This window comes from Pseudoxanthobacter sp. M-2 (genome assembly GCF_046156265.1).
Lineage (GTDB): Bacteria > Pseudomonadota > Alphaproteobacteria > Rhizobiales > Segnochrobactraceae > CAMDHY01.
In genome coordinates this window covers 253,207-278,828 of the sequence record NZ_JAWDIR010000043.1, presented here as the reverse complement: position 1 = coordinate 278,828, position 25,622 = coordinate 253,207, and the positions used below count along the sequence as shown (strand labels likewise).

Sequence of the window (25,622 nt, the reverse complement as noted above, 5' to 3'; positions counted from 1 at the left end):
ACGCAAACGACGGCGGGCAAGCCCGCCGTCGTTGCGATCGCGTCAGGAACTGCGGGCCCGAAGGCCCGGAGGATCACTCCTCGGACGGCACCTCGTAGCCGGCGTCTTCCAGCGAGCCCGCGCCGATCCAGCCCCAGGCCAGCACCGCGTCGACGTCGCCGGTGTTGTTGAAGCCGTGCCAGTGGCCGCGCGGCGTGAACACCACGTCGCCGGCCTTCGAGGGCTCGGTGCCCTCGTCGGTGTAGATGTAGCCGCTGCCGGAGATGACGAAGAGGAACTCGTCGCAGTGGAAGTGGCGATGCTTGTCGTGCTTGGCGCCCGGCGGCAGCACGGTCCAGCCGAGCACGTTGTCGGTGCCGACGGTCGCCTTGTCGACGCAGAAGCGGACCTGCATGTCGTACCAGCCGTCCTCCTCCTTGAGGCCTTTGACGAGCGGCACGTCTTCGATACGGGTGCGATAGGGCTTCACGGTCACGAGTTGTCTCCTCCCAGGCGCCGATAGACGTCGAACGCCGTGACGAAATCGCGATGGTCGATGCCGAGGCCGCGGCAGGCGTTCATCATCTCGTTGGCGGCGGCGGCGAGCGGCACGACGCTGCCCTGCTTGCGAGCGAGGTCGAGCGCCAGGATCATGTCCTTCTGCTGCAGCGTCACGTCTGCCAGCGGCACATCGGGCATCTGGCCTTCGATGATGAACGGGCCGCGGTAGCCGAGCACCGGCGAGGCGGCGACGCTCTTCAGCATCGCGTCGACGGCGACCTCGCGCTTGACGCCGCCCTTCTCGGCGAGGGCGATCGCCTCGCCGAACACGATGACCTCGACCATGAGGCAGAGGTTGATGGCGATCTTCATCTGCACGGCGAGGCCGCTGTCGCCGATGTGCGTCAGCTTCGGGCCGATCGACAGGAAGACGGGTGCCGCCTTCTCCATCGCCGCCTTGTCGCCGCCGACCATGATCGAGGCGAGGCCCTGGCGCAGCGTCACCGGGCTGCCGGAGAGCGGCGCGTCGAGCATGATCTTGCCGGCGGCGCGGAAGGCGTCGCTGATGCGGCGGCTCGCGTCGGGAGCGATCGTGCTCATGTCTGCATAGACGGCGTCCGGCGAAAGTCCCGCGAGCACGCCGTTCTCACCGAGGGCCACGGCCTCGACGGCCTTTGCGTCGGTGACGATCGACAGCACCACCTCGGACGCCTCGGCGAGCGCCTTCGGGCTTTCGGCCCAGCCCATGCCCAGCGCGATCAGCGGCTCGGCCTTGTCGCGCGAGCGGTTCCAGCCGACGACCTGATGGCCGCCCGCCAAAAGCCTCGGGACGATCTCCTGTCCCATGGCACCCAAACCGATGAAGCCTACCTTCACGTTGTCACCTCCGAGCCTTCCTCGCCGCACCGCTCCATCGCCTCGAACAGGAGGCATTGCCGGCCGGCAAATTCCGTGCAAACGATTGCCATACATCCGCCGGGGTGTCTATCCCGGGTCCGACAGTGCGCGTCGCATCGACGCAAACGAGGAACTCCGTTAGCGTCCAGCGACATCGTCCCTTCTCTCGATCCCGGTCCCAGTCTCGATGACGGCATGAAGAGGCGCGTAACCCTGAAGGACGTGGCGGACGCCGTCGGCGTGCACCTGTCGACGGTGTCGCGCGCCCTCGATCCGTCCTCCCCGCACCGCGTCTCGGGCGAGCTCGCCGAGCGGATCGAGCGGGCGAGCCGGGCGCTCGGCTACCGCAAGAGCAGCGCCGGCTATTCGCTGAAGACCAACAGCACACGGATGATCGGCGTGATCATCCCCGACATCACCGACCCCGCCTTCCCGCCGATCATCCGCGGCATCGAGGATGCGCTCGCCCGCCGCGGCTATGTCGCCATCGTCGCCAACACCGACGGAGACGCCCGCCGCGAGCGCGAGATGGTGACGATGCTGCGCGACCGTGGCGTCGACGGGCTGCTTCTCGCGAGCGTCGAGATCAATGCCGACCCGTCGCGGGAGGAGTGGCGCGACGCGACGCCCGTCGTCACCGTCAACCGCCAGGTCTTCGATTCGGACGTTCCCTCGGTCATCGCCGACGAGGCGGCCGGCATGGATGCCATCGTCACCCACCTGGTCGCCCTCGGTCACCGCAACATCGCGGCGATCGCCGGCCCGCAGCATTTGTCGACGGGCGTGCTGCGCCAGCGCGGCTTCCTCGCCGCCTGCGAGGCGCTCGGCCTCGGCGGCCCGCCACCCGTGGCGGTGGCGCGCGGCTACCGCGAGGAAGAGGGCGAGCGCTGCACCGAGACGCTGCTCGCCACCGCCCCGCCCTTCACCGCGCTTGTCTGCGCCAACGACCGCCTCGCCGTCGGCGCCATCACGGCGCTGCGCCGCCGCGGCCTCGAGTGCCCGGGGGACGTCGCCGTCACCGGCTTCAACGACATGATCATGGTCGACCGGCTGACGCCGCCGCTCACCACCGTGCGCGTCCCCAAGCACCAGATGGGTGCGCGCGCCGCCGACATGATCGTCGATCTGATCGAGGGTAAACCCGGCCTCGATCGCAGCGCCATGCTGCCGGTCGACCTCGTCGTCCGCGGCTCCACCGCCCGCGCACGCCCCACCGTCGTCTGAGCCACCGACCGGCGACGGCGCCTGTCCATCAAGGCTCGCCGACGGCGGCCGGTTGCCAGGGACAGAACTCCTGTGGCAATCGTTTGCCGCGCTGATCGTCCGCTCCGGGCGGTTGAAGACCGATGCTCCCCCAATCCGGCGAGGCGACCCCGTGCCCACCTATCAAACTCAATCCGTCGCCGCCGGCATGGTGCCCCAGTTCGCCGAGCGGACCGCCCGGATCGCGGCGGGCGAACGGCCGATCGGCTGGAAGCTCGGCTTCGGCACGCCGGCGGCGCTTGCCAAGTTCTCGCTCTCCGGCCCGCTGGTCGGCTACATGATGGAGGCGAGCGTCCTTGCCTCCGGCGCCGAGGCCGACTTGTCCGGCTGGGTGAAGCCGGTGGCCGAGCCGGAGATTGCGGTGCGCATCGGCGCCGACGTGGCCGACGGTGCGGCGTTCACCAGCGTCGCCATCGAGGCCTTTGCGCCGGCGATCGAGCTCGCGGACCTGTTCTTCCCGCCCGAGGACGCCGAGAAGATCCTCGCCCACAACATCTTCCACCGCCACGTGCTGACCGGACCCTTCCGGCCCGCCGGCGCGGGCTTCGACTGGTCGCGGCTGCGGGGAACCGTGCGACGCAACGGCGAGACCCACGCGAGCGTCGAGGACGTCGAGGCCAACACCGGCCGGTTCGTGGAGATCCTGCGGACCTGCGCCGACACGCTGGCCGCCGGCGGCGAGCGGCTGCGCAAGGGCGACATCGTCATCCTGGGCTCGGTCGTGCCGCCGATCTTCCTCGCCCCGGAAGACACGGAAGTCGCCTTCGAGATCGCCGGCGTGGGCCGCGTCAGCGTCCGCCTGCGCGCCGGCGCCTGAGCCGCCGCAGAGCGCATGAGAGGCTGGCGCCCGCGGGCGTCAGCCTCATTCCGTCAGTCGGCACCCGAGGCGCCAGTCCTGTCGTCCGCGTCAGGCGGCCGTCAGCAGCCGTTCGATCTCGTGGACGGGGTGGTGGGTGAGGTCCTTGTCGATCTCGGCCAGCATGCTCGGCCGCAGCGTCTCGCCGAGCGTCTCACGCAGCGCCGCGAGCGTCTTCGGCGGCGCCACCAGCACGATCTTGCGCTTGTGGTCCTTGTCGTGGATCGCCGCGACCGCGCGCGCCGTCTCCTCGGCGAAGTGCCGCTCGGCCCGGGCGTGCCAGTCCGTCGGCTCCATCGCGCTCGTCGGCCCGGCGGCGTTCTGCGTCCGGCCCGGACGGTCAGTGCCGAGGTCGCTGGTGCGGCCCTTTTCCTCGGCCTCCGAGACGCGCTCGACCTTCAGGTTCGGGAACTCCTCGTCGCCCTCGTTGCGCAGGAACAGCGCCTTCTGGCCGTCGCAGACGATGACGGCGGCGTCGTGGGGGATCCGAAGCTTCATGGTGGTCTCCTACTCTCTGGGCCGCGGGGCGGCCCGTCTCAATTCGGCACCAGCACCGCGGCGCCGGTGAGGCGGCCCGAGCGCAGGTCGTCGAGGGCGGCGTTCGCATCCGTGAGCGCGTAGCGGGTGACATGGGTGTGGATGCCCGCCTGGGGCGCGATCCGCAGAAAGGTGTCGGCGTCGGCGCGCGTCAGGTTGGCGACTGACATCACCTGCCGCTCGCCCCATAGCCAGCGGTAGGGGAAACCCGGAATGTCGCTCATGTGAATGCCGGCGCAGACAACGCGCCCACCCTTGCGGACGGCCTTCAGCGCCGCCGGCACCAACGTCCCCACGGGTGCGAAGATGATCGCCGCGTGCAGCGGCTCGGGCGGCAGCTCGTCGGAGCCGCCCACCCACTCCGCCCCGAGGCTGCGCGCGAGATCCTGGGCGGCCGTGTCCCCCGGCTTCGTGAAGACGAAGACGCGTCGCCCCTGCCAGCGCGCGACCTGCAGGATGATGTGGCCGGCGGCACCGAAGCCGTAGAGCCCCAGCCGCTCGCCCTCCCCCGCCATCACCAGCGACCGCCAGCCGATCAGCCCGGCGCAGAGAAGCGGCGCCACCGCCGCGTCGTCGCCCTCCTCGCCGAGCGGATAGACGTAGCGGGCATCGGCGACCGCCTGGGTGGCGAACCCGCCATTGCGCGTGAAGCCGGTGAAGGCAGGCTTGTCGCAGAGGTTCTCGCGGCCCTCCCGGCAGAACTCGCAATGGCTGCAGGTGGCGCCGAGCCAGCCGACGCCGACGCGCTCACCAATCTGGAAGCCCTCGACGCCCGCGCCGAGCGCCGACACCTGGCCGACGATCTCGTGACCCGGCACGATCGGCAGAACCGGGTCCGGCAGATCGCCGTCGACGACATGCAGGTCCGTGCGACAGACGCCGCAGGCGGTCACCCGGATCGCCACCTCCCCCGGCCCCGCCACGGCGTCGGGCCGCTCGACGGCGACCAGAGGCCCGCCGATCCGCTCGAGTTGCATCGCCCACATCGTCGCCAACCTCGCAACGACCCAGCCCGTCACGCCGTTGGCTGACCAGGGGTTCGTTGTGCGCGATCCTAGGGAACCGAGGGAGGGCTGCCTTGATCGATCGCAAGAGCGGCTGGCGACCGCTCGGCTGGTGGTGACACAGCGCGATCCGCCTGGCTGGGCACGCGGGTCCTGTCGACGTCCGGCCCGGCGTAGGCATCCGGGACGGCCGGATTCGGCTGGTCCGTGAAGCGAAGCGACAGCGGCGGTCCGGCGAGGGAGATGCCGGCAGCGGCGAACTCCACCGCCAGTCTGGCATTGACCGCCTTCTTCACGTGGTGGGCCACGTCGGGAGGCGACATGAACTTGATCGAGACCGTGATCCCGCGGACGGAGATCTCTCCGACACCGCTCATCTTCAGCGGCTCGATGAAGTAACCGCCCACCTCCCGATCTCCGAGCAACGCCTCCCCCGCCCTTTCCGTCACCTTCCGCACCGCTTCGATGTCGGTGCCGTGGGGACAGAGCAGAGCGATCTTGGTGATCGCCCAGTCGCGCGAGAGATTCGTGATCTGTTTGATGTCGCCGAACGGGATGGTGTGCAGTGCCCCGCGATGGTGCCGCAACTGGAACGAGCGGAGCGAGGTCTTCTCGACCAGGCCCTTGGTGCCACCTCCGAGGTCGACGTACTCGCCGACGCGGAAGGCATCGTCGATCAGGAAGAACGCTCCCGCCATCACGTCCCGAATGAGTGCCTGCGAGCCGAAGCCGAGAGCAATTCCGAAGATGCTGGCGCTGGCGATCAGCGGAAGAAGGTCGATGCCGAGCTCCGACAGGGCCATCGTCACGCTGATCACGCCGATCGCCACGAGCACGGTGAGGCGGACGAAAGGCAGCAGTGTCGCCAGACGCGATCGCCCGGCCGGCGGCGGTGAGAACGAGACGTCCTCGGCGACAGTGTTCGGAATGCCGCCTTCTCGCGCGTGCTTGCGATCGATCGCGACACGGACGAGATCGCAGAAGATCCACGCCGCGACGCTGATCGCGGCGATCTTGGCAACAATCAATCCGTCTTGCCCGTGGGCGAGGGCGAGCCCCCACCACTGGGCGAGGACGGCGAAGGCGGCGAGCACGATCAGAAGTGCCGCGGCGTCGTGGGAAAGATCGCGATAGTCGCGAAGGCGACGTCCCCCGGGGCCGCCGACGAAGATTGCCGGCGAGCGTCGCATCAAGCGGTTGATCGCATGGCAGACGAGACCGTAGGCGATCAGCCCGATGAACAGCAGCCCGATCGGGCCCCGCACCAGCCCCTCCGGTCCCGGCAGGTCGAGCAGCAGGCGAACAACGCGCACCGCCCAGGACAGCATGAAGAAGAGGATCGCGAAGACCCACCAGAACTGCGCGAGCACGCCACCCTCGGGTCGGTGCCTGCGGCCGGAGTGGCGGAATACAGCCGGAACGGTGTTCCGGTTCGCGATGACCAGCGCCGAGAGCGCCAGGACGATGACGAGGCTGAGCACGCCGGCGCCGATGTCGCGTGCCTCCTGGCTCACGTCGAGTGCGATGAGCCACCAGTCGAGCCCGTCGGTGACGGCGAAGATGAGAATGAAGGCCGTCAGCCATCGCCGCAGCCGGACCACGTCGGCGGCACTCGCCGTTCCCGGCGGATCGCCCGGCATCAGCGAGGTGCGGACGATGAGCAGAGCACCGCGCGTGCAGGCGACGACCAGCAGGAGGATCAACGACGTGAGGTGCTGCACGTCGACGCCGACGTCGAGAACCTCGATCACGACATAGCCGACGACGATCAGGATCATCGTGCTCGCGATCTGTAGCAACGCATCGCCGATGATGCGGGCAGTGCGGGCCTCTTCGTCCACGGCCGGCTTCACTGTCCGCCTCAGCGTCAGCCGCTCGAAGGCGGCTGCCACTCCCCAGCCGACGGCGATGCCGAGAAGACCGACGAGCATGGCATCGAGCAGCCACTCTCGCCCGAGCGCGATCTCGTCTCTTTCAAGGACAGTCAGGATTTCGCCAGGCACACTCGATGCCCGCCCGACCGCCGCCCTCAGCTTGGCCCGCAGGTCCCGGAGGGTTGAGGCAAGCGCTGCCTCCGCGACGTGGGCCTGCTCGTCCGCCAGCAGCCCGAGGGGATCGCCACCGGGGGACGGTGACGAAGCGGGCTCCGGCACGGCATCCGCCCCACCGGCCGTGGTCTCCGCGGCCCCCTGCACCGTCTGCGCGGCAGAGGCGGCCGGGTCGGTGATCTGGGCTTGCGCCGCAACCCGTTCGGCCGCCAACAAGAAGGCAACGAACAGGATCGCGGCGAAACTGCCGTGCAATAGCCGAGACTTACCACGGTCGCACATGGCTGATCGGCTCCCCCACCGAACTCCCATGCCGCGACGGCGGTAAACCGTCACCCCCCTGCACGTCGTTCGATGTCTTTGCAGCACCGCGCCGAGTGGATGCCCACCACCATGCCCGCAGGTCGCGATATCCGCCTAGCGTCTACGACAGCGGTCGGGGATCGGTTTTCCGCGGCTGCACAAATCCATGTGCTTGCGATGACTGGAGACCGTCGACCACGAGCAGCCACCGACCGGCCGAAAGCGCTGCCACGCGGTGGTGCGCGCGACCGGAAGGGGTCGCGCCGCGCCCTCCTCCTTCGCGCTACTTCGCGTCCGCCGGGAGGAAGGCGAACGGCGTCGCCGCCTCGAAGCTCGCCGCGGCGTTGCCCGAGTAGACCCGGCCGCCGGCGACGGCGAGCTTCTTCACCGGCGCGCCCTCGGTGAAGTCGAGGTCGGCGAGCGGCACCCAGAAGGCGTTCGGGCTGGTCGCTGAATCGAAGAAGTAGACGCGATTCTTCTGGTCGGCGACCGTGCGCCAGAGCGTGGAGGAAATGTTCGGCTCGCCCGGCGTGGTGATGCCGAGCGGCACGCTGACACTGCGGATGACGCTGAGCGTGCTCGCGACCGCCTGGTTGACGTAGCTCTGGCCCGGCACCGCCTTGATGTAGTTCGGGTCCGTGGTGGTCGGGATGGCGTTGATCAGGAACGAGGCGCGGGCGAACCGATCGGCGGCGCGGTTGGTCCCCGGCAGGAACGTCAGCCCGCCGATACCCTTCCAGTACTCGTTCAGCGCGAGCTGCTGGTCGAAGCTCGGAGAGTTGGTCATCACCTGGTACTGGCGGCCATGGTGGATGACGAGCTTGCCGCCGATGTACTCGAAGATGGCGGAATCGCCGCTCGCATCAGACAGCGCCAGGTGCAGCTGAGCCGGCTTACCGTTCGGCAGCACCGGGGCGATGATGCGGAACGGCTCCGCCCGGAGCGCCGTCACCGCCTCGGCGACGGTGGCGAAGTTGTCGAGCGCATATTGCGCCCACAGGCTGATCGACATCGGCGGCGTGCTGCTGTCGCCGGTCTCGTAGTCGGACTCGGCGAGATAGAGCAGGTTCGCCACCAACCCCGCTTCGTTGATGCCGTCGGCGGTGCCCACGTCGTATCCGGAGACTGTGAGGCTGCCGTACTTCGAAACCCACGTCGGAGACGTCGGTCCGGCCGCGCCGTCGCGCTTGATCCCGCGCGGATAGGCCCACAGGTTGGAGTGCATGTCCTCGGCCCAGTCCATCGAACGGCCGGTGACGACGATGTCGTCCGTCCCGAGATAGACCGCGCGCGTGCACGCCTCGGCGACCGGGGCGGCGGCGATCGCCACGCACAGCGCGAGCAGCGGTGCGCGGAGCGCACCATGGGCGGACTTGTTCGTCGTCATTGCGGGTGCTCCCGGTCTGATGTCCTGGGTCAGCCTGCCACGCTAGCAGGTCTGGCTGCCACATCGGTGGTGCGTCGCGGGCGGCCGGAGAGGTCGGCCGCCCGCGCAGGCGGGTCGGTGGAGCTTACAGCGCCTGCACCGCCCCGGTCGCCGCCATCTGCTTCTGCTCCTCGGTCAGCGGCGCCTCGCCGTCGTTGGCGATGCGCACCGTCACCGAGGAACTCGCGAACGACAGCCCGGCATCGATGAAGGCCTGCGATAGCCGCGCGTAGACGGCCCGCTTCACCAGCGACGCGTCGGCCGGCAGCGTCATGAACTTCACCTGGAACGTCATCGCGTTGGAATCCATCTCGACGACGCCCTGCGACTTCAGCGGCTGCAGGAAGTGCGAGCCGAGCACCGGATCGGCGGCGAGCGCCTCGCCGGCCTTCTTGATCACCTTGCGGACCTTCTCGACGTCGGTGCCGTGCGGGAAGGTGAACGGCAGCTTGGTGATCGCCCAGTCACGCGACAGGTTGGTGATCTGCTTGATGTCGCCGAACGGGATGGTGTGCAGCGGACCGTTCTGGTGGCGCAGCTGGAACGAGCGGATCGAGATCTTCTCGACCGTGCCCTTCGAGCCGCCGCCGAGGTCGACGTATTCGCCGACCCGGAAGGCGTCGTCGACGAGGAAGAACGCCCCCGACATGACGTCGCGCACCAGCGTCTGCGAGCCGAAGCCGATGGCGAGGCCGAAGATGCTGGCGCCGGCGAACAGCGGCACGACGTTCACGCCGAGCTCGGACAGCACCATCATCACGATGATGACGACGATGGCGCTGAGCACGAAGATGCGGGCGAGCGGCAGCAGGGTCGCGAGGCGCGACTTGCCGAGCGGCAGCGGTGCGAACTCCTCGTCCTCGGCGACGATGTTCGGAATGCCGCCTTCGCGGGCGTGCTTCCGGTCGATGGCGATCCGCACCATGTCGTAGACGATCCAGCCAACGACGCAGATCGCCGCCACCTTGACCAGCGTCGCCCCGGCGCTCGAGCCGACGAGGGCCGCCCCCCAGACGTGGGCGAGCGTGCCGAAGCCGAGCAGCAGCACGATGAGCGCGGCACCATCGTGGGCGAGGTCCCGGTAGTCGCGCAGCCGCACGCCCTCCGGGCCGCCGAACCACATCACCGGCCCGCGCGGTACGACGCGCTCCACCAGCAGGGAGAGCACGCCGTAGAGGATCAGGCCGACGAACAGCAGCGCCACCGGCGCCGTGACGAGACCGTCCGAGCCCGGCTGGTCGAGCAGCACGTGGATGCCACGGGCGAACCACGCGACGACGAAGTAGGCGATGGCGATCACCCACCAGTACCGCCCGACGAGACTGCCGAACGAGCGGTCCAGGTGCACCGGCCGGCCGAAGGCGGCGGGCACCGAGCGACGGTTCGCCAGGCAGAGCGCCGACAGGAACACCACGAGGATCAGGCTGAGGGCGATCGCCGCGAGATCGCGGGCCTCGTTGCTGAGCCCGAGGGCGAGGAACCACCAGTCGATGGCCGCCACGACGGCGTAGACGACGATGAACGTCGTCACCCAGCCGCGCAGGCGGGCCGTCTCGTCCGCCGTCGCAACGCCCGGCGGGGTTTCCGGCGACAGCACGGAGCGCGAGATCAGGAGCGCGCCGCGCGCGCAGGCGAAGACGACGAGCAGGATCAGGGCGGTACGGTGCCGCACGTCGACGCCGGTGTCGACCACCTCGATGACCGCGAACCCGACGACGATGAGGATCGCCGTCCCGACGATGCGCAGGAGCGTCCGCACCAGCAGATCAGTCGTCCGCGCTTCCGTGTCCGCCCCCGGCGCCGGCCTCGGCAGCCGCCCCATTGTCAGGCGTTCGAAGGCGATTGCGACGACGAGCCCGACGACGATCGCAAGGAGCCCCGACAGCAGCGCCTCGACCAGCCAGCCGCGCCCCTCCTCCGCGCTGTCGCGGGCGAGGGCTGCGCCCACCTCGCCCGGTACCTGCGAAGCACTTCCGACCGCCGCCCGCAGGCTCTGGCGGAGCTCGACCAGCGTCTGGCCGATGTCGGCCTCGATGACGCGCGCCTCCTCCTCGATCCGCTGGTCCAGGGCCTCCGTGGGAGCAGCCGGTGCGGCTGCGGCCGCAGGGGTATGTTTGGTTTCGGCGGCCACCGGATCGAGGCCGGCAGCACCGAGAAGCAGGCATGCCAGAACGGCCAGCCCCGAAATCCACTTGAATGAAATTTGACTGACCATCACCCCACACCCCTGAACGATCGCCGGGATTCCACCGACGCTGCACCGACACCAGCCAGTCCCACTTCGCTCGACGCCAAGGCACGACGCATCACCGGCCCCGCTTTCGATGCGAGGCCGGTGATGCGTGTCCCGTAGACACCGCGCCCAATTCGGCACGGATGCATGATCGATGTCGGAAGGAACTGGCGACGCGAGCCAAACAGCGGCGCGGGCCGGCTGTCAATGAGCGCAGGGCCGGTCGCCGGCAATGTCGTTCACGTGCGACACGCTGACGTCCGGTACGCCACAGTCCAGTCTGTCAGCGCCGTACCGGCCGACCCGGCGGCAGGGTCCGGGCATCGACGACGAGCCGCATGCGAACGGTCTCGGACTGCATCGACACCGTCGTCGAGACATCCTGCAGGGCGGCCCTGAGGCCGTGCACCTGGTCGATGAGGTCGAGGATGACGTCGACGCCGGGATCGTTCACGCCGATATGTCGCCGGAGGTCGTGGACGAGCAGCGCCCGGGCGACGTCCGCCTCGGTGAAATGGACGCTGCCCTCGCCGGCCGACGGCCGGAGCCATCCCGCCGCGACCCAGGCCTCGAGCTCGTCCGGGTCGAGCCCGGCGCGGACGCAGAATGTCATCGCGTCGTGCATTCAGCCCTCCATCGTCTTGCGCGGGTCGAAGCCGCGGGCGCCCGCCCACTCGCCGACGAAGCGCTCGAGGTCGGCGTCCGGCGCCTCCGGCAGCACGATCTTCAGCGTCATGTAGGCGTCGCCGCGGCCGCCGTCCCGGCTCGGCACGCCCTTGCCCTTCAGCCGTAGCACCTTGCCACTGCTGGTGTTCTTGGGCAGCGTCGCCGCCACGCGCCCGCCGGGCGTCGGCACCTCGATGCGCCCGCCGAGCACCGCCTCCGCCAGCGTGATCGGCACCTCGAAGCGGACGTCGTCGCCATCCTGCACGAACAGCTTGTGCGGCCGCACGTGCACTTCGATCAGCGCATCGCCGGCCGGTCCGCCGTTGAAGCCGGGCTCCCCCTTGCCGCGCAGGCGGAGTGTCTGGCCGTCGCGCGTGCCGGGCGGGATCGTCACGTCGAGGTCGCCGGCCCCCGGCAGCCCGAGCCGCCGCGTCGCGCCGTTGACCGCGTCGAGGAACTCGACCTCGAGGGAATAGGCTACGTCACGCCCCCGCCGCGGGCCGTCGCCCCGCGCACGCCGGCCGAACAGCTCGGAGAGGAAGTCGTCGCTGTCTGAGAAATCGGCGAACCCCGCACCGGTGCCGTAGGGACTCTCCGCGCCGGCGTAGTCGCGGTAGTACTGGCGCGGCGGCCGCTCGGCGCCACTTGCGTCGATCTCGCCGCGGTCGTAGCGCGCGCGCTTCTCGGGATCGCCGAGAATGTCGTTGGCGGCGGCGACCTCCTTGAACTCCGCCTCCGCCTTGGCGTTGCCGGGGTTCAGATCCGGATGCAGCTTCTTGGCGAGGCGCCGGTAGGCCGCCTGGATTTCCTCCTGGGTGGCGTCCTTCTTGACGCCGAGCCGTTCGTAGGGATCGCCGCTCATCTCCCGCCTTCCATTGCCGCAGGCTCCTCCGGCCTCACCGGGGTGGCCGCTTGCGGCCGTCCGGCGTCGGGCCGTGATGAAACGTGATCACGCGCCGCCGCGCCAGTCCGTAGACGACCGGACGTCGCGAACAATCCCGGCCACATCGGACGTCGACGCGATCCGCGCTCAGGCGAGAAGCTGCTCGACGTCCTCTCGCCGGTAGAAGTCCCAGCAGGCGTTGTCGCTCTTCAGGAGCGTCTCGGCGATGCGCACCGCCTCCGGATCCTCGCCGATCGCCCGCCTGTTGCGCGAGCTCAGAGGCTCGTCGAGCGTTTCCGCGGCCGGGGCGATGCCCGCCAGCGCTCGGCCGCCGGTGGCGATGACGTCCTCGTACTTGATGACGTTCGCCGGGATGTGGTCGCGGTACTGCGCGAAGAAGAAGTCGATCAGTGCGATCTGCCTGTCGACCACGTCCGTCATCGCCGTCAGCCGTGCGGCGAAGTCGGGATGCAGCGTCTCGATCGCGCCGCTCTTGCCGGCTGCGATCGGCATGCCGCTGTCGCGCCATGACAAGAGCACCGACAGCGGATTGCGCACCAGCGCGTAGCAGTCGAAGTGCGGCCTGAGCTGATGCAGGCGCGCCGTGAACAGCGTCGGATGCTTGATGCCGAGATCGAAATCGTCGGACGTGACGTTGGTGATCTCCAGCGTCTTGCCGTTCAGCTGGCGCTGCCGGACCCCGTCGGCGTCCTTGTCGGCCAGCGGGTTCATCGGCACCTTGCCGTCCTGCGTCTTGCTGAGGGCGACGCCCTCCTCGCGGATCATGCGGCGCTGGCGCTCGAAGAAGGCCACCGTGTCCTCGACGAAGCGCTCCTCGTCGAGGCCCTTGAGACGCCGGATCGGCATCGGCTCGTGCAGGGCAACGACGTTCTGGAGCTTGTTGAGGAGATGGCAACTGAGCGTCGTTCCGGAGCGCGGCAGCCCGGTGATGATGATGTTGCGCGGGCCGAGGCTGTTCAGAGCCGACAGGAAGTCGAGCCGTTCCTGCTCGACCGACCTCGCGAGTGCGGCACGCCGGCCGCCCTCCCGCACCGTGTCGCGGAGCGGCGCATCGGCGAGCAGGCGCTGCACGGCCGCCGCCACCGACGGCGCGTCGTAGTCGGGGACGATGCACGTCTGCCCGTCGATGCAGAAGCCGCGATTGCCGACGCAGTCCGGGCAGACGACGGCCCGCTGCAGCAGCATCGCCTCGAGCGCCGGCAGGAAGAAGCCCTCGCGCCGCAGCGGCAGCACCACCGCGATCTCCGCCGCCGCCATGCGGGCGAGGAACTCCTCGCGCGGGCAGCGCTCGATGGCGCAGTCCACCTCGATGCCGGCCTCCGTGAGTAGCCGCGCGACGTCGGCGGCGATGGTCCGTGCCTTCTGTCCGGCGATGAAGACCTTGCCGTTCGGCGGCGCCGGCTGCGGGAACGCGGCCGTATCGAGCGCCGTCGCCATGACGCGCACTGGTCCGTTGACGAGACCAGTCGCCTCGATCTCGGCTTTGACCTCCTCGCTCACGCACAGCCGCAGCGCGGGTCGCTGCAGGTAGGCGTGCTTGCGGTGCGAGCTGTCGGAATGCCGCATGCCCTGGACGAGATTGACCACCGGGACCGTCTCCTCGATGCCGTCCGGCAGGAAGCGCCAGGCGCTGCCGCCGAGTACCAGCACGTCGGCACCATCGAGATCGAGGTCGGAGACGAGGCTCGGGTGGTCCTTCCAGGGATGATCGGCGCTGCTCTCCGACGTGACGTAGAGCTTGGCGCGATAGGCCGGAGACGTGCGGACGTGCTCGAGGCAGTCCAGGATCTTCAGGTGTCCGCCACGAAAGGAATTGAAATTGCGGACGAACAGGACCGTCTTCGGCACGCTTTGACCCCATCGACACGCCGGGCGGCGGGCGGGCCCGGCGGCGGCACGTTAGCACCCGGCCCCGCCGGCTGATACCGCGCGCAAGCACACCGAGGACGCGCCGACGCGGCCCCGCCGGCAAGGCGGGGCCGCCGCGTGGTCCGCGTTCAGAACTTGACGGGGAACGAGTAGCCGATGGTAGCGCCGACGCCGAACTGGTTGGCGGAGCCGATGTTCTTGACGATCGGGCTGTTGGCGGCCTGGTCGACGAGGCGGTCGTACTGGCCGTAGAGGGACACCGTCCAGTTCTCGTCCCACTGATAGCCGGCACCGGCGAGAACGCCAGCCGAGACGATGCCGCCCGAAGGCTTGTAGCGGCCAACGCGCGTGCTCCGCGCCGCCTCGCGCGGCGTCACGCCGAGGTACATCTGCATGAAGTCCTGCGTCGCCAGCGTCAGGCGCGGACCGGCGGCGATCGTCCACTTGTCCTGCTTGTAGACACCGTCGACCGCAAAGTCGGAGACGATGCCGCTCGCACCGTTCAGGCCGTGCCGGACCTCGACGCGGCCGCGCAGCCATTCCGTCGGCCACACTTCGACATAGCCACCGACCTCGACCGTCCACGGGATCGACTTGAGGCCACGCAGCTTGCGGTCGGAGCCGTTGTAGCGGCCGGCCCGGTAGCGGGCGACCGGGCCGAGGTTGAAGTACTCGTTGCCGTAGAGCGAGAAGTCGATGCCGTCGTCAGCGGCCGAGAAGCCCTCCGGCGTGTCGGCCTTGCGGAACGAGAACAGCGGGTAGCCGATCGCGGTGTAGGTCTTGGCGCCGAGGAAGTCCGGCGAGACGTTGCCGGTCGCCTTTACGGTGATGATCCAGGTCGAGCTGGACTCCGGCGACATCAGCGGTGCGTCGGGCGCGCCGTAGTTTGGCTGAGCCGGTGTCACCGGCGTCGGGTCCTGGGCGACGGCCGGGACCGAGATCGCCGCCGCGAGCAGCACGCCTGCCCCTCCACGCCAGCCAAACCGAACCGCCATTCCGACCTCACACATGTACAAGCGTAGCGGCCGAGACGGGCACGCCAAGCGAACCTCTAGCAGACCTAGAACACGTCCGCCTCACCGCAAAGGCCCCGGGGCGACCGTTCGTGACAATCCGCGATCACCATGAAAGAGTTGTTACCCACACGCCACACATCCCCCGGCAGACGAGGCGAGGCGAAACGATGGAACGGGGCGGCGTCCGGCCCGGCGAACTGACGGTGACGCCCGATCCGGGCGCCCTGTCCGGCGACGCCCGTGTCGTCTTCATCGGCCGTATCCGCACGCCGTGGCGGACGCTGGCGGACTGTCCGAAGAACGTCCGCACCGCGCGCGAGAAGGGCGGCACCGCGAGGCTGGAGATCGAGGCGCCCTACCGCCCCGGCCTCGCGGGCCTTGAGGGCGTCAGTCACCTCGTCGTGCTCTACTGGATGGACCGCTCCCGCCGGGACGTCATCGTGCAGATTCCCCGCCATGCCGGCGGACCGCGTGGCGTCTTCTCGCTGCGCTCGCCGGCGCGTCCGAATCCGATCGCGATGGGCGTGGTGCCGCTCCTCTCGCTCGACCTCGACGCGGGTCAGCTCGAGATCGGCATGCTGGACTGCCTCGACGGTACCCCGCTCCTCGACGTCAAACCCTACGTGCCGAGCGTCGACGCCATCGCCTACGCCGCCTTCGACTGAGCCGGCCCGAGGCTCAGGGTCGGTAGATCCACTGCTCGGGCAGGTGCGCGACGATCTCGTCGCCCACGGCGATCTCCCCGGCGCGGTCGACCGCGGCGACGACGCCACGCAACCGTTGCGCCACCTTCGCGAACCCGAGTTCGATCTCGGGGCGATCGAGGTGGCGTGCCAGGCTGCGGCCAGCGATCCGGCAGGGCGCGTTCTGGTCGTCGACGTTGAGCGCCGCCACTGCCCCGACCACAAGCCGCGTGCCGCGCGGCAGCATCGTCAGCCGCGGGATGCCCTCGACCACCAGGTTCGCCCCGATGCTCGCCGCATCGACCTCCGGGACCTCGAGGCGGCGGGCGATCTCGGCGAGGTCCTCCACCGACAGGATCGACAGGTGCCGGCCGTTGCGGATCGGCGTACCGCGCGGATACCAGGGCTCGCGGCCGCTGGAGCGGCGCTCGAAGCCGCCGTGGCGGTCGCCGGCGATGCCGTCGAGGCCAAGCGCCAGCCGGTCGACAGCCGCCGTCTCGAAGTGCTTCGGATTGGTGGTGGCGAACAGTGCCACGACCCGTCCCTTGAGCTTGCGTGCCGGGACGATCTCGCCCGCTTCAGCCCTTGCATCCATCACCGGCTCCTCGCGCTCCCTAGCTCAGGCGAGCGATAAGCACCCGGCCTCGTCGAGGCAACCGCGGCCCGGGAAACGGCGGCCGAGAAAAACTGGCGGCCGACGTGCCGCACCGTCTCGCCGGGTGACGGCCGCAATCCTGTTTCCCGCCGCTCGCCTGCCGCGCTAGTCTGCGCACGCTGACTGCGAGCCCGCGAGTCGCCGCGCGACCGGGCGCCAACCGAAGAACAGGATATCCCGATGGCCACTCCGATGCCGTCCGGCGCGCCGCTGGGCGCCAAGCTCGTCGAGATCCGCAAGAAGTGGGGATGGTTCGTCGCCGCGGGCGTCTTCATGATCCTCTTCGGCATGATCGCGCTCGGCAACCTGTTCGCGGCCACCGTCGCTGTCATGGTGGTGACCGGCGTCATGCTGATCGTCGCCGGCGTCGTCGAGATCGTGCAGGCGTTCGGCGCCAAGACCTGGGGCAAGACGATCTACTGGCTGCTGAGCGGCCTCCTCTACGCCGCTGCCGGCGTCATCGCCCTCGTCGACCCGGCGCTGGCCGCGGCCGGCTTCACGCTGATGCTCGCCGCCGTGCTGTTCGCCGTCGGCGTGCTGCGCGTCATCGCCGGCTTCGACGCGAGGCCCGGCGAAGGCTGGGGCTGGATGGTCGCCGCCGGCGTCTTCACCGTGCTGTTCGGCATCCTCATCGGCGTCGGCTGGCCGATCAACTCGATCTGGCTCATCGGCATGATCCTCGGCATCGACCTGATCTTCCAGGGCGTCGCCTGGATTTCATTCGGCCTCGCGCTTCGCGCCAAGCGCTGACGACGGCGGACGCGTGTCGCTGCTCGACGCGGGGACACGCGTCTACGCCATCGGCGACGTGCACGGCCGCTTCGACCTGCTCGAGGCGCTGCACGACGCCATCGCCGCCGATCTGTCGGCCTGGCCGGCGCGGCGCTCCGTCGTCGTCCACCTCGGCGATTATGTCGATCGCGGTCCGCGGACCCACGACGTCATCGAGCGCCTGCTGACGCCGCGGCTCGCAGCCAGCGAGATCGTCTGTCTGAAGGGCAATCACGAGGACTGCCTCCTGCAGTTCATCTCCGGTGGCGACGATGCCGAAGTGTTCCTGCGCTACGGCGGCGTCCAGACGATGGCCTCGTACGGCGTCGACCAGGCGAGCCCGGCGCTGCTCGGCCATCCCGACCACCTCGTGGCGGCGTTCGATGCGCATTTGCCGTCGCGGCACCGCCACTTCCTCGAGACGCTGCCCCTCAGCTTCGAGATCGGCGGCTACTTCTTCTGCCACGCGGGCGTCCGGCCAGGCGTGCCCCTCGATCGCCAGGCACCGCGCGACCTCATCTGGATCCGCGAGCCGTTCCTCGGCTCCACCGACTTCCACGGCCGCGTCGTCGTGCACGGCCATACGCCCACCGATGCTCCCGAATCGCTGCCGAACCGGATCAATGTCGACACGGGCGCCGTCTACACCGGCCGCCTCACCGCCGTCGTCCTGGAGGACGATCGCCGCCGCTTCCTCACTGTCGCCGGCGGAGTGTGAGCGGTGACGGGCATTCAGCTCCGGCACCGTCGCGCGGTAGAGGTTCACACTGTTGGGCGTCGCAGGGTTGACGAAAGCGCCGCCGGGGGGTGGAGTCGCGCGGCCGGACCGGCCCGTCATTGTCCGGGGCGAGGAATGTTGCGCGCATGGCCGACGGCATCGACATTACGCTGACGGCCGACGCCGGGGCTCTCCCGGTCGTCGAGTCAGCCCTGGAAACCTTCGTCGAAGAGAACGAGCTGCCGCCGCGCACGGGCTACACGCTTGCGCTGATCGTCGAGGAACTCGTCACCAACATCGTCAAGTACGGCTATGCGGGCGCTGACGCGGGCCCCTTGAAGCTGACGGTGAAGCTCGATGATGGCCGCGTCGTCGGCACGCTCGTCGATGCCGGAGCACCGTTCGACCCGACGGCGATGGCGGCGCCCGACGTCGAGGCCGAGATGGAGGAGCGCCGTATCGGCGGCCTTGGTGTCCATCTCGTCCGCACGATGTCCGAGGACTTCACCTACCGGCGCGACGACGGCCACAACGTCGTCAGCTTCCGCCTGCCCGTCGCCTGAAAGCGCAGCGGCGGAGCAGGTTCACGCCCCGCGATAGAGCCGCGGCAGCGTTCTGCCGAGCCGCACCAGCACCTCGTTCGACACCGTCGCTGCGCTCGCCGCCATCTCGGCGAGCGAGATCGTCCGTCCGGTGATCTCGACGAAGTCCCCCGGCCGCACCTCGTCTTCCGCAAAATCGGTGATGTCGACGGTGGCGAGGTTCATCGACAGCCGCCCCACCAGCGGCGCCCGCCGGCCCCTGATGGCGACCGCGCCGCGATCAGCCATCGCCACCGGCAGGCCGGTCGCGTAGCCGATGCCGATGGTGGCGATCCGTGACGGTCGCCGGGTGACGTGGCCGCCGCCGTAGCCGATCGGCGTGCCCTCCCCCACCGAAACGATGCGGATCACTGGCGCCGTCGCCTCGATCACCTGCTCCACCGGCTGCGGATAGCCCGGCGTCCCCTGCACGCCGTAGAGCGCGCTGCCGACCCGCAACAGGTCGCCGTGCAGCGAGGGATCCATGAACAGCGCCGCCGAGCAGGCGATCGAGATCGGAGCTTCGGGCAGTGGCGCGATGGCGGACCGCAGCCGCTGCAACTGGGCGAGGTTGCGCTCGTCATCGGGGCGCTCGAACCAGGCGAGCTGTGTCACCCAGCAGGCGACCTCGAGCCTCGCGAACACCTCCGGCCGACCAGCGAGCGCCGTCGCCTCGGCGTCCGTCAGGCCGAGCCGCACCAGGCCGCCGTCGATCATCACGCCGACACGGACTCGCGACCCAGCCGCCACCGTCGCCTCGAGCTCGGCCATCGAGGCAAGCACCGGCACGAGACCATGCGCAGCATGCTCGCCAGCCGGATGGCCGGTGAGGCCGCTCAGCACATAGATCTCGACGTCCGGGAGAATCGCGCGGAGCCGCACGCCCTCGGGAAAGTCGGCGACCCAGAAGACGCCGCAGCCCTCGCGGCGCAGCCGCCGCGCCACCGGCTCGAGGCCGAGCCCGTAGGCGTCCTCCTTCAGCACGACACCGAAGCGGCCGCTGCGGCGGTAGCCGTCCATGCGGTGGTAGTTGCGCGCGATGGCGTCGAGGTCGACGAGCACGCGCGCCCCGGCAGGATCTCCCTCGCCCTTGAGCGGCAGTGGCGTCACCGGCGGCAGCATCGCCCTCACCTTCGCCCCGGCGCTCACGGCCGCACCTCCGGTGGCGGCACGAACCCGATGTCGAGCCCCTCCGGCCCGTGCTCGCGCCACAGCGGGCCGATCAGGCCCGTCGACAGCGCCACGCGCACGTCGTCGGTGCGGTCGGCACGGCACCACGTCTGCGCCGCGGCGCCGCTTGGCGCCTCCGCACGGGTCGTGCAGTCGACCGGTCGGTGCAGCAGGTAGCGTTCGAGGCTGCCGTAGGCGAGGACCACGTCGACGATCGCGAAGCCCTCCGCCATCAAATTTCGCCAGCTCACCGTGTTGGCCGGTGCCGCAGTCGCGAACACGTGGCGGAAGCCGAGGTTCCCCGCCCGCTCGATCCGCCGGCGCACCAGCGCCCGTTGCAGCCCGCGGCCGCGAAAGCCCGGATCGACGCCGGTGCCGGCGATCTTCGCGAGGCCCTCGTTGCCACCGAGCCCGATCCGCACGCCGGCGTCCTCGCCATCGGCCAGCAGGCTGAGGAGCACGCCGTAGCCGACGAGCCGCCCACCGGAGACACCTGCCTCTGCATCGGTGCCCGGCACGATGGCTCCGACGACCGCGCCCCGCTCGGCGAACACGCTCTCGAAGAAGCTCCGCCGCTCCGGCTTCACCAGCCCGCGGTCGATCCCCGCGATCGATCGCAGGTGCAGCCGCTCGACGGCGTCGAGCGCGTCGGCGCCGAGCCAGACGAAACGCACACCCGGCACCTCGCCATCGGCTGGTTGGTCATTCAACGATGACCTCCGCATAGTTCAGCATCGCGAGCGGCGGGTAGAGTTGGAAGCTCTTGGCGAGCGGCATGTTGACGATGAGCGAGAAGCGCTTGAGCGTCTCGACCGGGATCATCGCCGGGTTCCGGCCACCCACCAGGATCTGCTCGGCCTTGGAGGCGGCGAGCTGGCCGACGGAATAGTAGCGGCAGACGAGCCCCGTCACCGCGCCGCCCGAGCGGATGGCGAGCTCGGTCGCGCCGAAGGTCGGCAGCAGCACCTGCTCGCAGATCGGCGTCACCTGCTCGAGGATCGAGCCGAGGAAGGTGTCGGGCACCAGATAGAGCCAGTCGGCCCCCTCCTCCTTGATCTCGCGGATCATGGTGTCGAGCCCGTCGGCCACCGGCTTGCCGGCCGCGTCCGTCTTGAACTGCCGCTCGACGAGGCGGAAGCCGACGGTCGGGGCGAGCTGACGGAGCTCCTCCACGAGCACGACGGAGTTCTGCTCCGTCGCCGTGTAGAGCACGCCGAGCGAATCGAATGGCCGGTAGGACTGCATGGCGCGCAGCTGCGCGTCGAGCGGCACGACGTGGAACGCCCCGGTGACGTTGCGGCCCGACGAATCGAGGCTCGGCACCACCTTGGCGCGCACCGGCGCCGCCACCATCGTGAAGATCACCGGCCGGTCGGCGATGTATTTCGCCGGGTCCGGGGCATCGTAGGGACCGACGGTCGCGAGCGTCACCGGCGTGCCCCAGGTGTAGACGAGGTCCGGCTTCAGCGCGCGGATCTCGTCGAGGAAGCCGGCCACCTTGGTCGGATCGCGGTCGACGTCGCGGTTGATGTACTCGACCGGGATCTGCCGCTGCGCGAGGTAGTCGCGGAAGCCCGCCTCCACCTCCGTGTCGCCGCGGAAGGTGATCATGTAGATGGTGTAGGGGCGCTCGGGCGCCGTCTGCGCGAACAGTGGCCCGGTCGCCGCCGCGGTGCCGACGGTGGCACCGGCGGCGATGAGAGCGAGCGCCTCGCGCCGGTCGATGCGTCTCATGTCGCCTTCCCCTGCCCACATTCACGCCGGGGCCGCCCCTGCGGCCTCCGACGCTTCCCTTCACTAACCCAATTCGCCGGGACCGACCACGCGAGGCGGATTAAATTCTCGTCACGCGGCGGTTGCCTCTCAGCCCCGCTCGAGGGCGACCGGCGATGGCCCGCGCGCGTCCGCCAGCACGGCGATCGCGAACAGCAGGGCGCCGACGGCGACCACCGCCCCGAGCACCGTCAGCGTCATGCCCTGGCCGAACCCGCCCAGCAGCCACGCCGCCAGCAACGGTCCGATGGCGTTGCCGATCCGCTCGATCACCCGGAAGACGCCGTAGAGCGTGCCCTCGGAGATCTCCGGCGCCACCCGCCGGCCGATGTCGCCGACCAGCGCCGACTGCGGCGTGATCGACAATGCCTGGGCGACACCGAGCTGCAGGACTGCGGCGGCCGCCCCCCAGGGTTCCGGCCACAGGAACGGGTGAACGACCGCGGTGGCGGCCAGCAGGCCGCCGATGATGACGAGCACCGGCCGGCGGTTCTGCACCTGGCTGATGCGCGAGACGAACGGCACGATCACCAGCATCGCCAGCGCATAGAGCATCAGCACGCGGCCGATCGCCGACTGGTCGAAGCCCTCGTCGGACAGCACCAGCGGCACCATGAAGAACACGAGGCCGGCAAGAATGAGCTTCGCCGGCAGCGCGCAGCCGATGAGCAGCAGCCCCATCGTCGGCCGCATCACCACCCGCATGATGTCGCGGAAGGAGACGCTGGCGAGCCGCTCCGTCGTCTTGCCGGTGTCGTCGGACAGCGCCAGCCGGGCCGTCATCACCGCCGCGAGGCTAAGCGCCGCCGAAACCATGAAGGTCAGGCGGATGCCGATGCGGTCGGCGAAGATGCCGCCGATCAGCGGCCCGCACAGCGCCGCCACCATGATCGAGGTGACGAGGAGAGCGAGGCCGCGGGCGCGGTTGAGGCCGCCCGTGTGGTCGATGATGTAGCCCTGCGCCGAGACGAACACGGCGGCGTAGCCGACGGCGGTGAGCGACCGGAACGCAAGGATCTGCCAGAGGTCGGCCGCGAGCGCCGTGCCGACGAAGCCGACGACGGCGGCCGTCGCCCCGAGGCGCAGCGCCCGTCCGCGCCCGATCCGCTCGGTGACGCCGTTCAGCCACGGCTGCAGCACCGCCACGATCAGCATGAACAGCACGATCGGCAGGCTGATCACCATCTCCCGCGACAGCCCGGGCACGGTGCTCGCCACCTCGCCGATGAAGGTCGGCAGGAACGGCCGCGTCATCTCCTCGGCGAAGAAGAACAGGAATAGCGGCGCCCGCACGGCGAACACCCGGAGCGGTGGTTCGACCCGCTCGCGCGTCAGCCGGAACTTGCGGTCGATGGCGTCGAGCTCGACCATCGCCTCCGCGTCGCGGCGCTCGAAGGCGGCCTCGCGAAGCTCCTTCTGCCGCATCCGGAGCGCCGTGATGCGTCGGTCGATGCCGGCGACGATGTCGCCGAGGCGCCCGCCGCCGGTCGGCGGGTGGTGATGACGGGCGAGGTCGCCCCGACGCAGCGAATCGAGCCGCTGTCCGATCGCGCGCAGCGACGAGCCCGCCCCCATCGCGAAGGCGAAGGCGATGAGCTCGAGCGTCACCAGCACCGACACCAGCAGCACCACCGCGACGTCGAGCCAGAGGTCGAGCACGAAGGCTTCCGTCACCGTGTCGGGAATGCCGATCGCCACACGCCCGAGGTCCTCGCCGCTCGCTGACGAGATCGGCAGCGCCACGTAGCGCATCCCGACCGGCAGGCCGTCGAGGCCCCGCAAGGGCTCTCCCGAGGAGGTGTTGCGCATGGCGAGCGCGATCACCCGCCCGCCGGGATCGAGCAGCGCCAGCGTGCCGAATTCGGCGCTCTCGGCGAGTGCGGTCTGGAAGACCGCGTCGACGCCGACGAGATCCTCGAGGTCCATCCCGTAGCGGTCGGCCTGGGCGACAAGCTGCGACAGCGACCGTCCGACCACCTCCGCCTTGCGGTCGAGCGCCGGCAGCAGGATGCCCTCGGCGGTGACCAGCGTCCGCCACGAGATCGCCGCGAGTGCGGCGACCAGCACGACGGTGATGCAGGTGAGGACGATGACGTCGAAGCGGCGCATCTCTAGTCCCCACGCCGATCGGCGAGCCGGGCGGCGATCGCCGCGTGCGCCGCCTCGACCTCCGCGATCGCCCATCCGTATTGGTCGTCGGCACCCTCGGAGCCGTCGTCGGCGAGCCGCGCCGCACCGAGCGCCTGTGCATAGAAGGCGCGCAGCGGCACCAGGATGACGATGGCGCAGATCAGCACCGCGATGATGCCGGTGATCACCGCCGTGCGCTCCACTGCCGCCGCGACGCCGTCCAGCTGCCGCTGGATCCGCACCATCGAGCCACGCACCACCACGCTTCCGACGGGCACGCCGAAGTCGTTGGCAACGATGCGCGAGCGCACGTCCACCGTGCCGTCGAGCGTGGCGATGGCGGCGCCGATCCGGGCCGGATCGCTCGAGAACAGCACCTCGCCGTCGGCCTCCGCGACGTCAATCGATTCGAGCAGCGGATCATTCGACTGCTCGCGCGACAACAGCGGCGTCAGCGTGTCCTGGCCGGCGAGCGGCAGGCCGAAGCTCAGCGCCACCTCGATGTCGGAACCGATGCGGTTGGCGAGCTGGTCGAATCGCGAGTGCACCAGGCTGATGTAGATGATGCGGATGCTGCCGAAGTTCAGATAGGCCCCGAGCGCGATCGCGCCCACCGCGACGGGCGCGATCGTCAACAGCAGGATGATCGCCAGTCGCCTCATGCCTCAGCCCCGAACCCCGTCCCTCAAGCGTCACATGCGGGGGGAGAATCGCCCAGGTCCGCAAGCTCCAGGAGCCCGGTCCCCGACAATTCTGCCGCCGCGGCGACATGCGCCGCCGTCGTCGCCTCCTCGGCGACGGTGGCGACGACCCATTGCATTGGCTAGCATACCGCTAGCATAGTCCGCCGCCCTCCTGCGAGGAGCCTGCTTGCAAATCCGCCTGACGTTCCAGCGCCGGCTCGCGCTGATGGTTGCCGCCGCAACCGTCACGGTGATCGCCCTCGTCGCCACGGTCGGCGTCGGCGTCATCGAGCGCGCGCACCGCGACCTCGTCGATTCGCGCCTCGAGTTCGTGCTGACGACACTCGACGGCACGATCGAGGCGAGCCTCGACCTCGGCTTGCCGCTCGGAGAGCTGCGCGAGATCGAGGACCTGTTGGAGCGGACGCTGTCGGCCGAGCCCGGAATCGAGGCGATCGAGGTCTTCGACGCCACCGGCGTCTCGCGCTTCGGCACCGACCGCGGCGCCGCCAACGAGCCGATCCCGCACGCCTGGGTTTCCGCCATCCGCGACAACCGCTCCGACCCGATCTGGCGGGCGGTCGACCGCGGCGGCCTCACCATCGGCGCGCCGATCCTGACCGATTTCGGCGCCGTGGCCGGCGACGTCGCCATCATCGTGCCGCTCGATTTGCTCGAGCGCTCCCCTGTCGATGCGGGTTTCGTCTTCCTGTTGACGCTCGGCCCGGCAATCGCCGCAGCCCTCCTCGTCTTCGCCGCCGTGATCTGGGCGGCGCGGCCGTCGGTCCGCCTCTATGACACCACCGCCGAGGCGGTCACGGCCGGCCGCGCCCCACCGGCCGAAGGCGCGGCGCTCGCCGTCGCCGCCGCCGCGGCGGTCGCCCGCATCGCCGCCACCGGCGAATCGGTCGGCCGGGCGGACCGCGTCCTGCAGGCGATCGATGCGGAGATCTGAC

At 69.9% G+C, this 25,622-nt stretch carries 24 protein-coding genes; 7 read left to right on the top strand and 17 right to left on the bottom strand.

The window, feature by feature from the left end; translation table 11 throughout:
• Positions 1-73: 73 nt before the first annotated feature.
• Positions 74-475 carry a cupin domain-containing protein gene (locus RUR49_RS18920; RefSeq protein ID WP_409147962.1) on the bottom strand — a complete coding sequence of 134 codons (402 nt, stop codon included), beginning with the start codon at positions 473-475 and terminating at the stop codon, positions 74-76.
• Positions 472-1,356, bottom strand: coding sequence for an NAD(P)-dependent oxidoreductase (locus RUR49_RS18915; protein ID WP_409147961.1), 885 nt, complete (start codon positions 1,354-1,356; stop codon positions 472-474). Before RUR49_RS18915 ends, RUR49_RS18920 begins: the two co-directional genes overlap by 4 nt.
• 216 nt (positions 1,357-1,572) lie before the next feature.
• Between RUR49_RS18915 and RUR49_RS18910 the strand changes: the two genes are divergently transcribed.
• Positions 1,573-2,601, top strand: coding sequence for a LacI family DNA-binding transcriptional regulator (locus RUR49_RS18910; protein WP_409147960.1), 1,029 nt, complete (start codon positions 1,573-1,575; stop codon positions 2,599-2,601).
• Positions 2,602-2,752: 151 nt separating this feature from the next.
• The gene (locus RUR49_RS18905) at positions 2,753-3,457 is read left to right on the top strand and encodes a fumarylacetoacetate hydrolase family protein (protein ID WP_409147959.1); all 705 of its coding nucleotides are present in this window, start codon (positions 2,753-2,755) and stop codon (positions 3,455-3,457) included.
• 90 nt (positions 3,458-3,547) lie between these two features.
• Here the strand turns inward: RUR49_RS18905 and RUR49_RS18900 are convergent, their stop codons facing one another.
• The 9 genes from RUR49_RS18900 to RUR49_RS18860 all read right to left on the bottom strand — a co-directional run bounded on the left by RUR49_RS18900 (position 3,548) and on the right by RUR49_RS18860 (position 15,481).
• Complete coding sequence (locus RUR49_RS18900; protein WP_409147958.1) at positions 3,548-3,994, bottom strand: host attachment protein; 447 nt, start codon at positions 3,992-3,994, stop codon at positions 3,548-3,550.
• Between the two features lie 38 nt (positions 3,995-4,032).
• Entirely contained in the window at positions 4,033-5,019 is a 987-nt protein-coding gene (locus RUR49_RS18895; protein ID WP_409147957.1) for a zinc-dependent alcohol dehydrogenase family protein, read from the bottom strand.
• Between the two features lie 68 nt (positions 5,020-5,087).
• Positions 5,088-7,421 carry a mechanosensitive ion channel family protein gene (locus RUR49_RS18890; protein WP_409147956.1) on the bottom strand — a complete coding sequence of 778 codons (2,334 nt, stop codon included), beginning with the start codon at positions 7,419-7,421 and terminating at the stop codon, positions 5,088-5,090.
• A gap of 250 nt (positions 7,422-7,671) precedes the next feature.
• The gene (locus RUR49_RS18885) at positions 7,672-8,775 is read right to left on the bottom strand and encodes a linear amide C-N hydrolase (RefSeq protein ID WP_409147955.1); all 1,104 of its coding nucleotides are present in this window, start codon (positions 8,773-8,775) and stop codon (positions 7,672-7,674) included.
• Between the two features lie 124 nt (positions 8,776-8,899).
• Positions 8,900-11,029, bottom strand: a complete 2,130-nt coding sequence (locus RUR49_RS18880) for a mechanosensitive ion channel family protein (protein WP_409147954.1) — start codon at positions 11,027-11,029, stop codon at positions 8,900-8,902.
• A gap of 301 nt (positions 11,030-11,330) precedes the next feature.
• A complete protein-coding gene (locus tag RUR49_RS18875; protein WP_409147953.1) occupies positions 11,331-11,672 on the bottom strand; it encodes a chaperone modulator CbpM in 342 nt (113 codons plus the stop codon).
• Positions 11,673-12,575 carry a DnaJ C-terminal domain-containing protein gene (locus RUR49_RS18870; protein WP_409147952.1) on the bottom strand — a complete coding sequence of 301 codons (903 nt, stop codon included), beginning with the start codon at positions 12,573-12,575 and terminating at the stop codon, positions 11,673-11,675. It lies immediately after the preceding gene.
• A 168-nt stretch (positions 12,576-12,743) separates the two neighbouring features.
• On the bottom strand, positions 12,744-14,465 hold the full coding sequence (locus RUR49_RS18865) for a glycosyltransferase (protein ID WP_409147951.1): 1,722 nt from the start codon (positions 14,463-14,465) through the stop codon (positions 12,744-12,746).
• A gap of 149 nt (positions 14,466-14,614) precedes the next feature.
• Positions 14,615-15,481: a MipA/OmpV family protein gene (locus RUR49_RS18860; protein WP_409147950.1), complete on the bottom strand. Its 867-nt coding sequence runs from the start codon at positions 15,479-15,481 to the stop codon at positions 14,615-14,617.
• Between the two features lie 188 nt (positions 15,482-15,669).
• Here RUR49_RS18860 and tsaA point away from each other — a divergent pair, with 188 nt between their 5' ends.
• Positions 15,670-16,167 carry a tRNA (N6-threonylcarbamoyladenosine(37)-N6)-methyltransferase TrmO gene (tsaA, locus tag RUR49_RS18855; RefSeq protein ID WP_409147949.1) on the top strand — a complete coding sequence of 166 codons (498 nt, stop codon included), beginning with the start codon at positions 15,670-15,672 and terminating at the stop codon, positions 16,165-16,167.
• 13 nt (positions 16,168-16,180) lie between these two features.
• Here the strand turns inward: tsaA and RUR49_RS18850 are convergent, their stop codons facing one another.
• Entirely contained in the window at positions 16,181-16,780 is a 600-nt protein-coding gene (locus RUR49_RS18850) for an MOSC domain-containing protein (protein ID WP_409147948.1), read from the bottom strand.
• Between the two features lie 240 nt (positions 16,781-17,020).
• On the opposite strand from RUR49_RS18850, the gene RUR49_RS18845 reads away from it, so the two are divergent.
• From RUR49_RS18845 to RUR49_RS18835, 3 genes are all read left to right on the top strand, one after another.
• Positions 17,021-17,590 carry an HdeD family acid-resistance protein gene (locus RUR49_RS18845; protein ID WP_409147947.1) on the top strand — a complete coding sequence of 190 codons (570 nt, stop codon included), beginning with the start codon at positions 17,021-17,023 and terminating at the stop codon, positions 17,588-17,590.
• Between the two features lie 13 nt (positions 17,591-17,603).
• Positions 17,604-18,329 carry a metallophosphoesterase family protein gene (locus RUR49_RS18840; protein WP_409147946.1) on the top strand — a complete coding sequence of 242 codons (726 nt, stop codon included), beginning with the start codon at positions 17,604-17,606 and terminating at the stop codon, positions 18,327-18,329.
• 146 nt (positions 18,330-18,475) lie between these two features.
• Positions 18,476-18,892, top strand: coding sequence for an ATP-binding protein (locus RUR49_RS18835; RefSeq protein WP_409147945.1), 417 nt, complete (start codon positions 18,476-18,478; stop codon positions 18,890-18,892).
• A gap of 21 nt (positions 18,893-18,913) precedes the next feature.
• Here RUR49_RS18835 and RUR49_RS18830 read toward each other — a convergent pair whose 3' ends face one another.
• From RUR49_RS18830 to RUR49_RS18810, 5 genes are all read right to left on the bottom strand, one after another.
• A complete protein-coding gene (locus RUR49_RS18830; RefSeq protein WP_409147944.1) occupies positions 18,914-20,059 on the bottom strand; it encodes an alanine racemase in 1,146 nt (381 codons plus the stop codon).
• On the bottom strand, positions 20,056-20,790 hold the full coding sequence (locus RUR49_RS18825; protein WP_409147943.1) for a GNAT family N-acetyltransferase: 735 nt from the start codon (positions 20,788-20,790) through the stop codon (positions 20,056-20,058). Before RUR49_RS18825 ends, RUR49_RS18830 begins: the two co-directional genes overlap by 4 nt.
• Positions 20,783-21,814, bottom strand: a complete 1,032-nt coding sequence (locus RUR49_RS18820; RefSeq protein WP_409147942.1) for an ABC transporter substrate-binding protein — start codon at positions 21,812-21,814, stop codon at positions 20,783-20,785. The genes RUR49_RS18825 and RUR49_RS18820 overlap by 8 nt, the downstream gene beginning before the upstream one ends.
• Positions 21,815-21,943: 129 nt before the next feature.
• On the bottom strand, positions 21,944-23,962 hold the full coding sequence (locus RUR49_RS18815; RefSeq protein WP_409147941.1) for an MFS transporter: 2,019 nt from the start codon (positions 23,960-23,962) through the stop codon (positions 21,944-21,946).
• Between the two features lie 2 nt (positions 23,963-23,964).
• On the bottom strand, positions 23,965-24,645 hold the full coding sequence (locus RUR49_RS18810) for a hypothetical protein (protein ID WP_409147940.1): 681 nt from the start codon (positions 24,643-24,645) through the stop codon (positions 23,965-23,967).
• Between the two features lie 208 nt (positions 24,646-24,853).
• Here RUR49_RS18810 and RUR49_RS18805 point away from each other — a divergent pair, with 208 nt between their 5' ends.
• Complete coding sequence (locus RUR49_RS18805; RefSeq protein ID WP_409147939.1) at positions 24,854-25,621, top strand: hypothetical protein; 768 nt, start codon at positions 24,854-24,856, stop codon at positions 25,619-25,621.
• Position 25,622 lies beyond the last annotated feature (1 nt).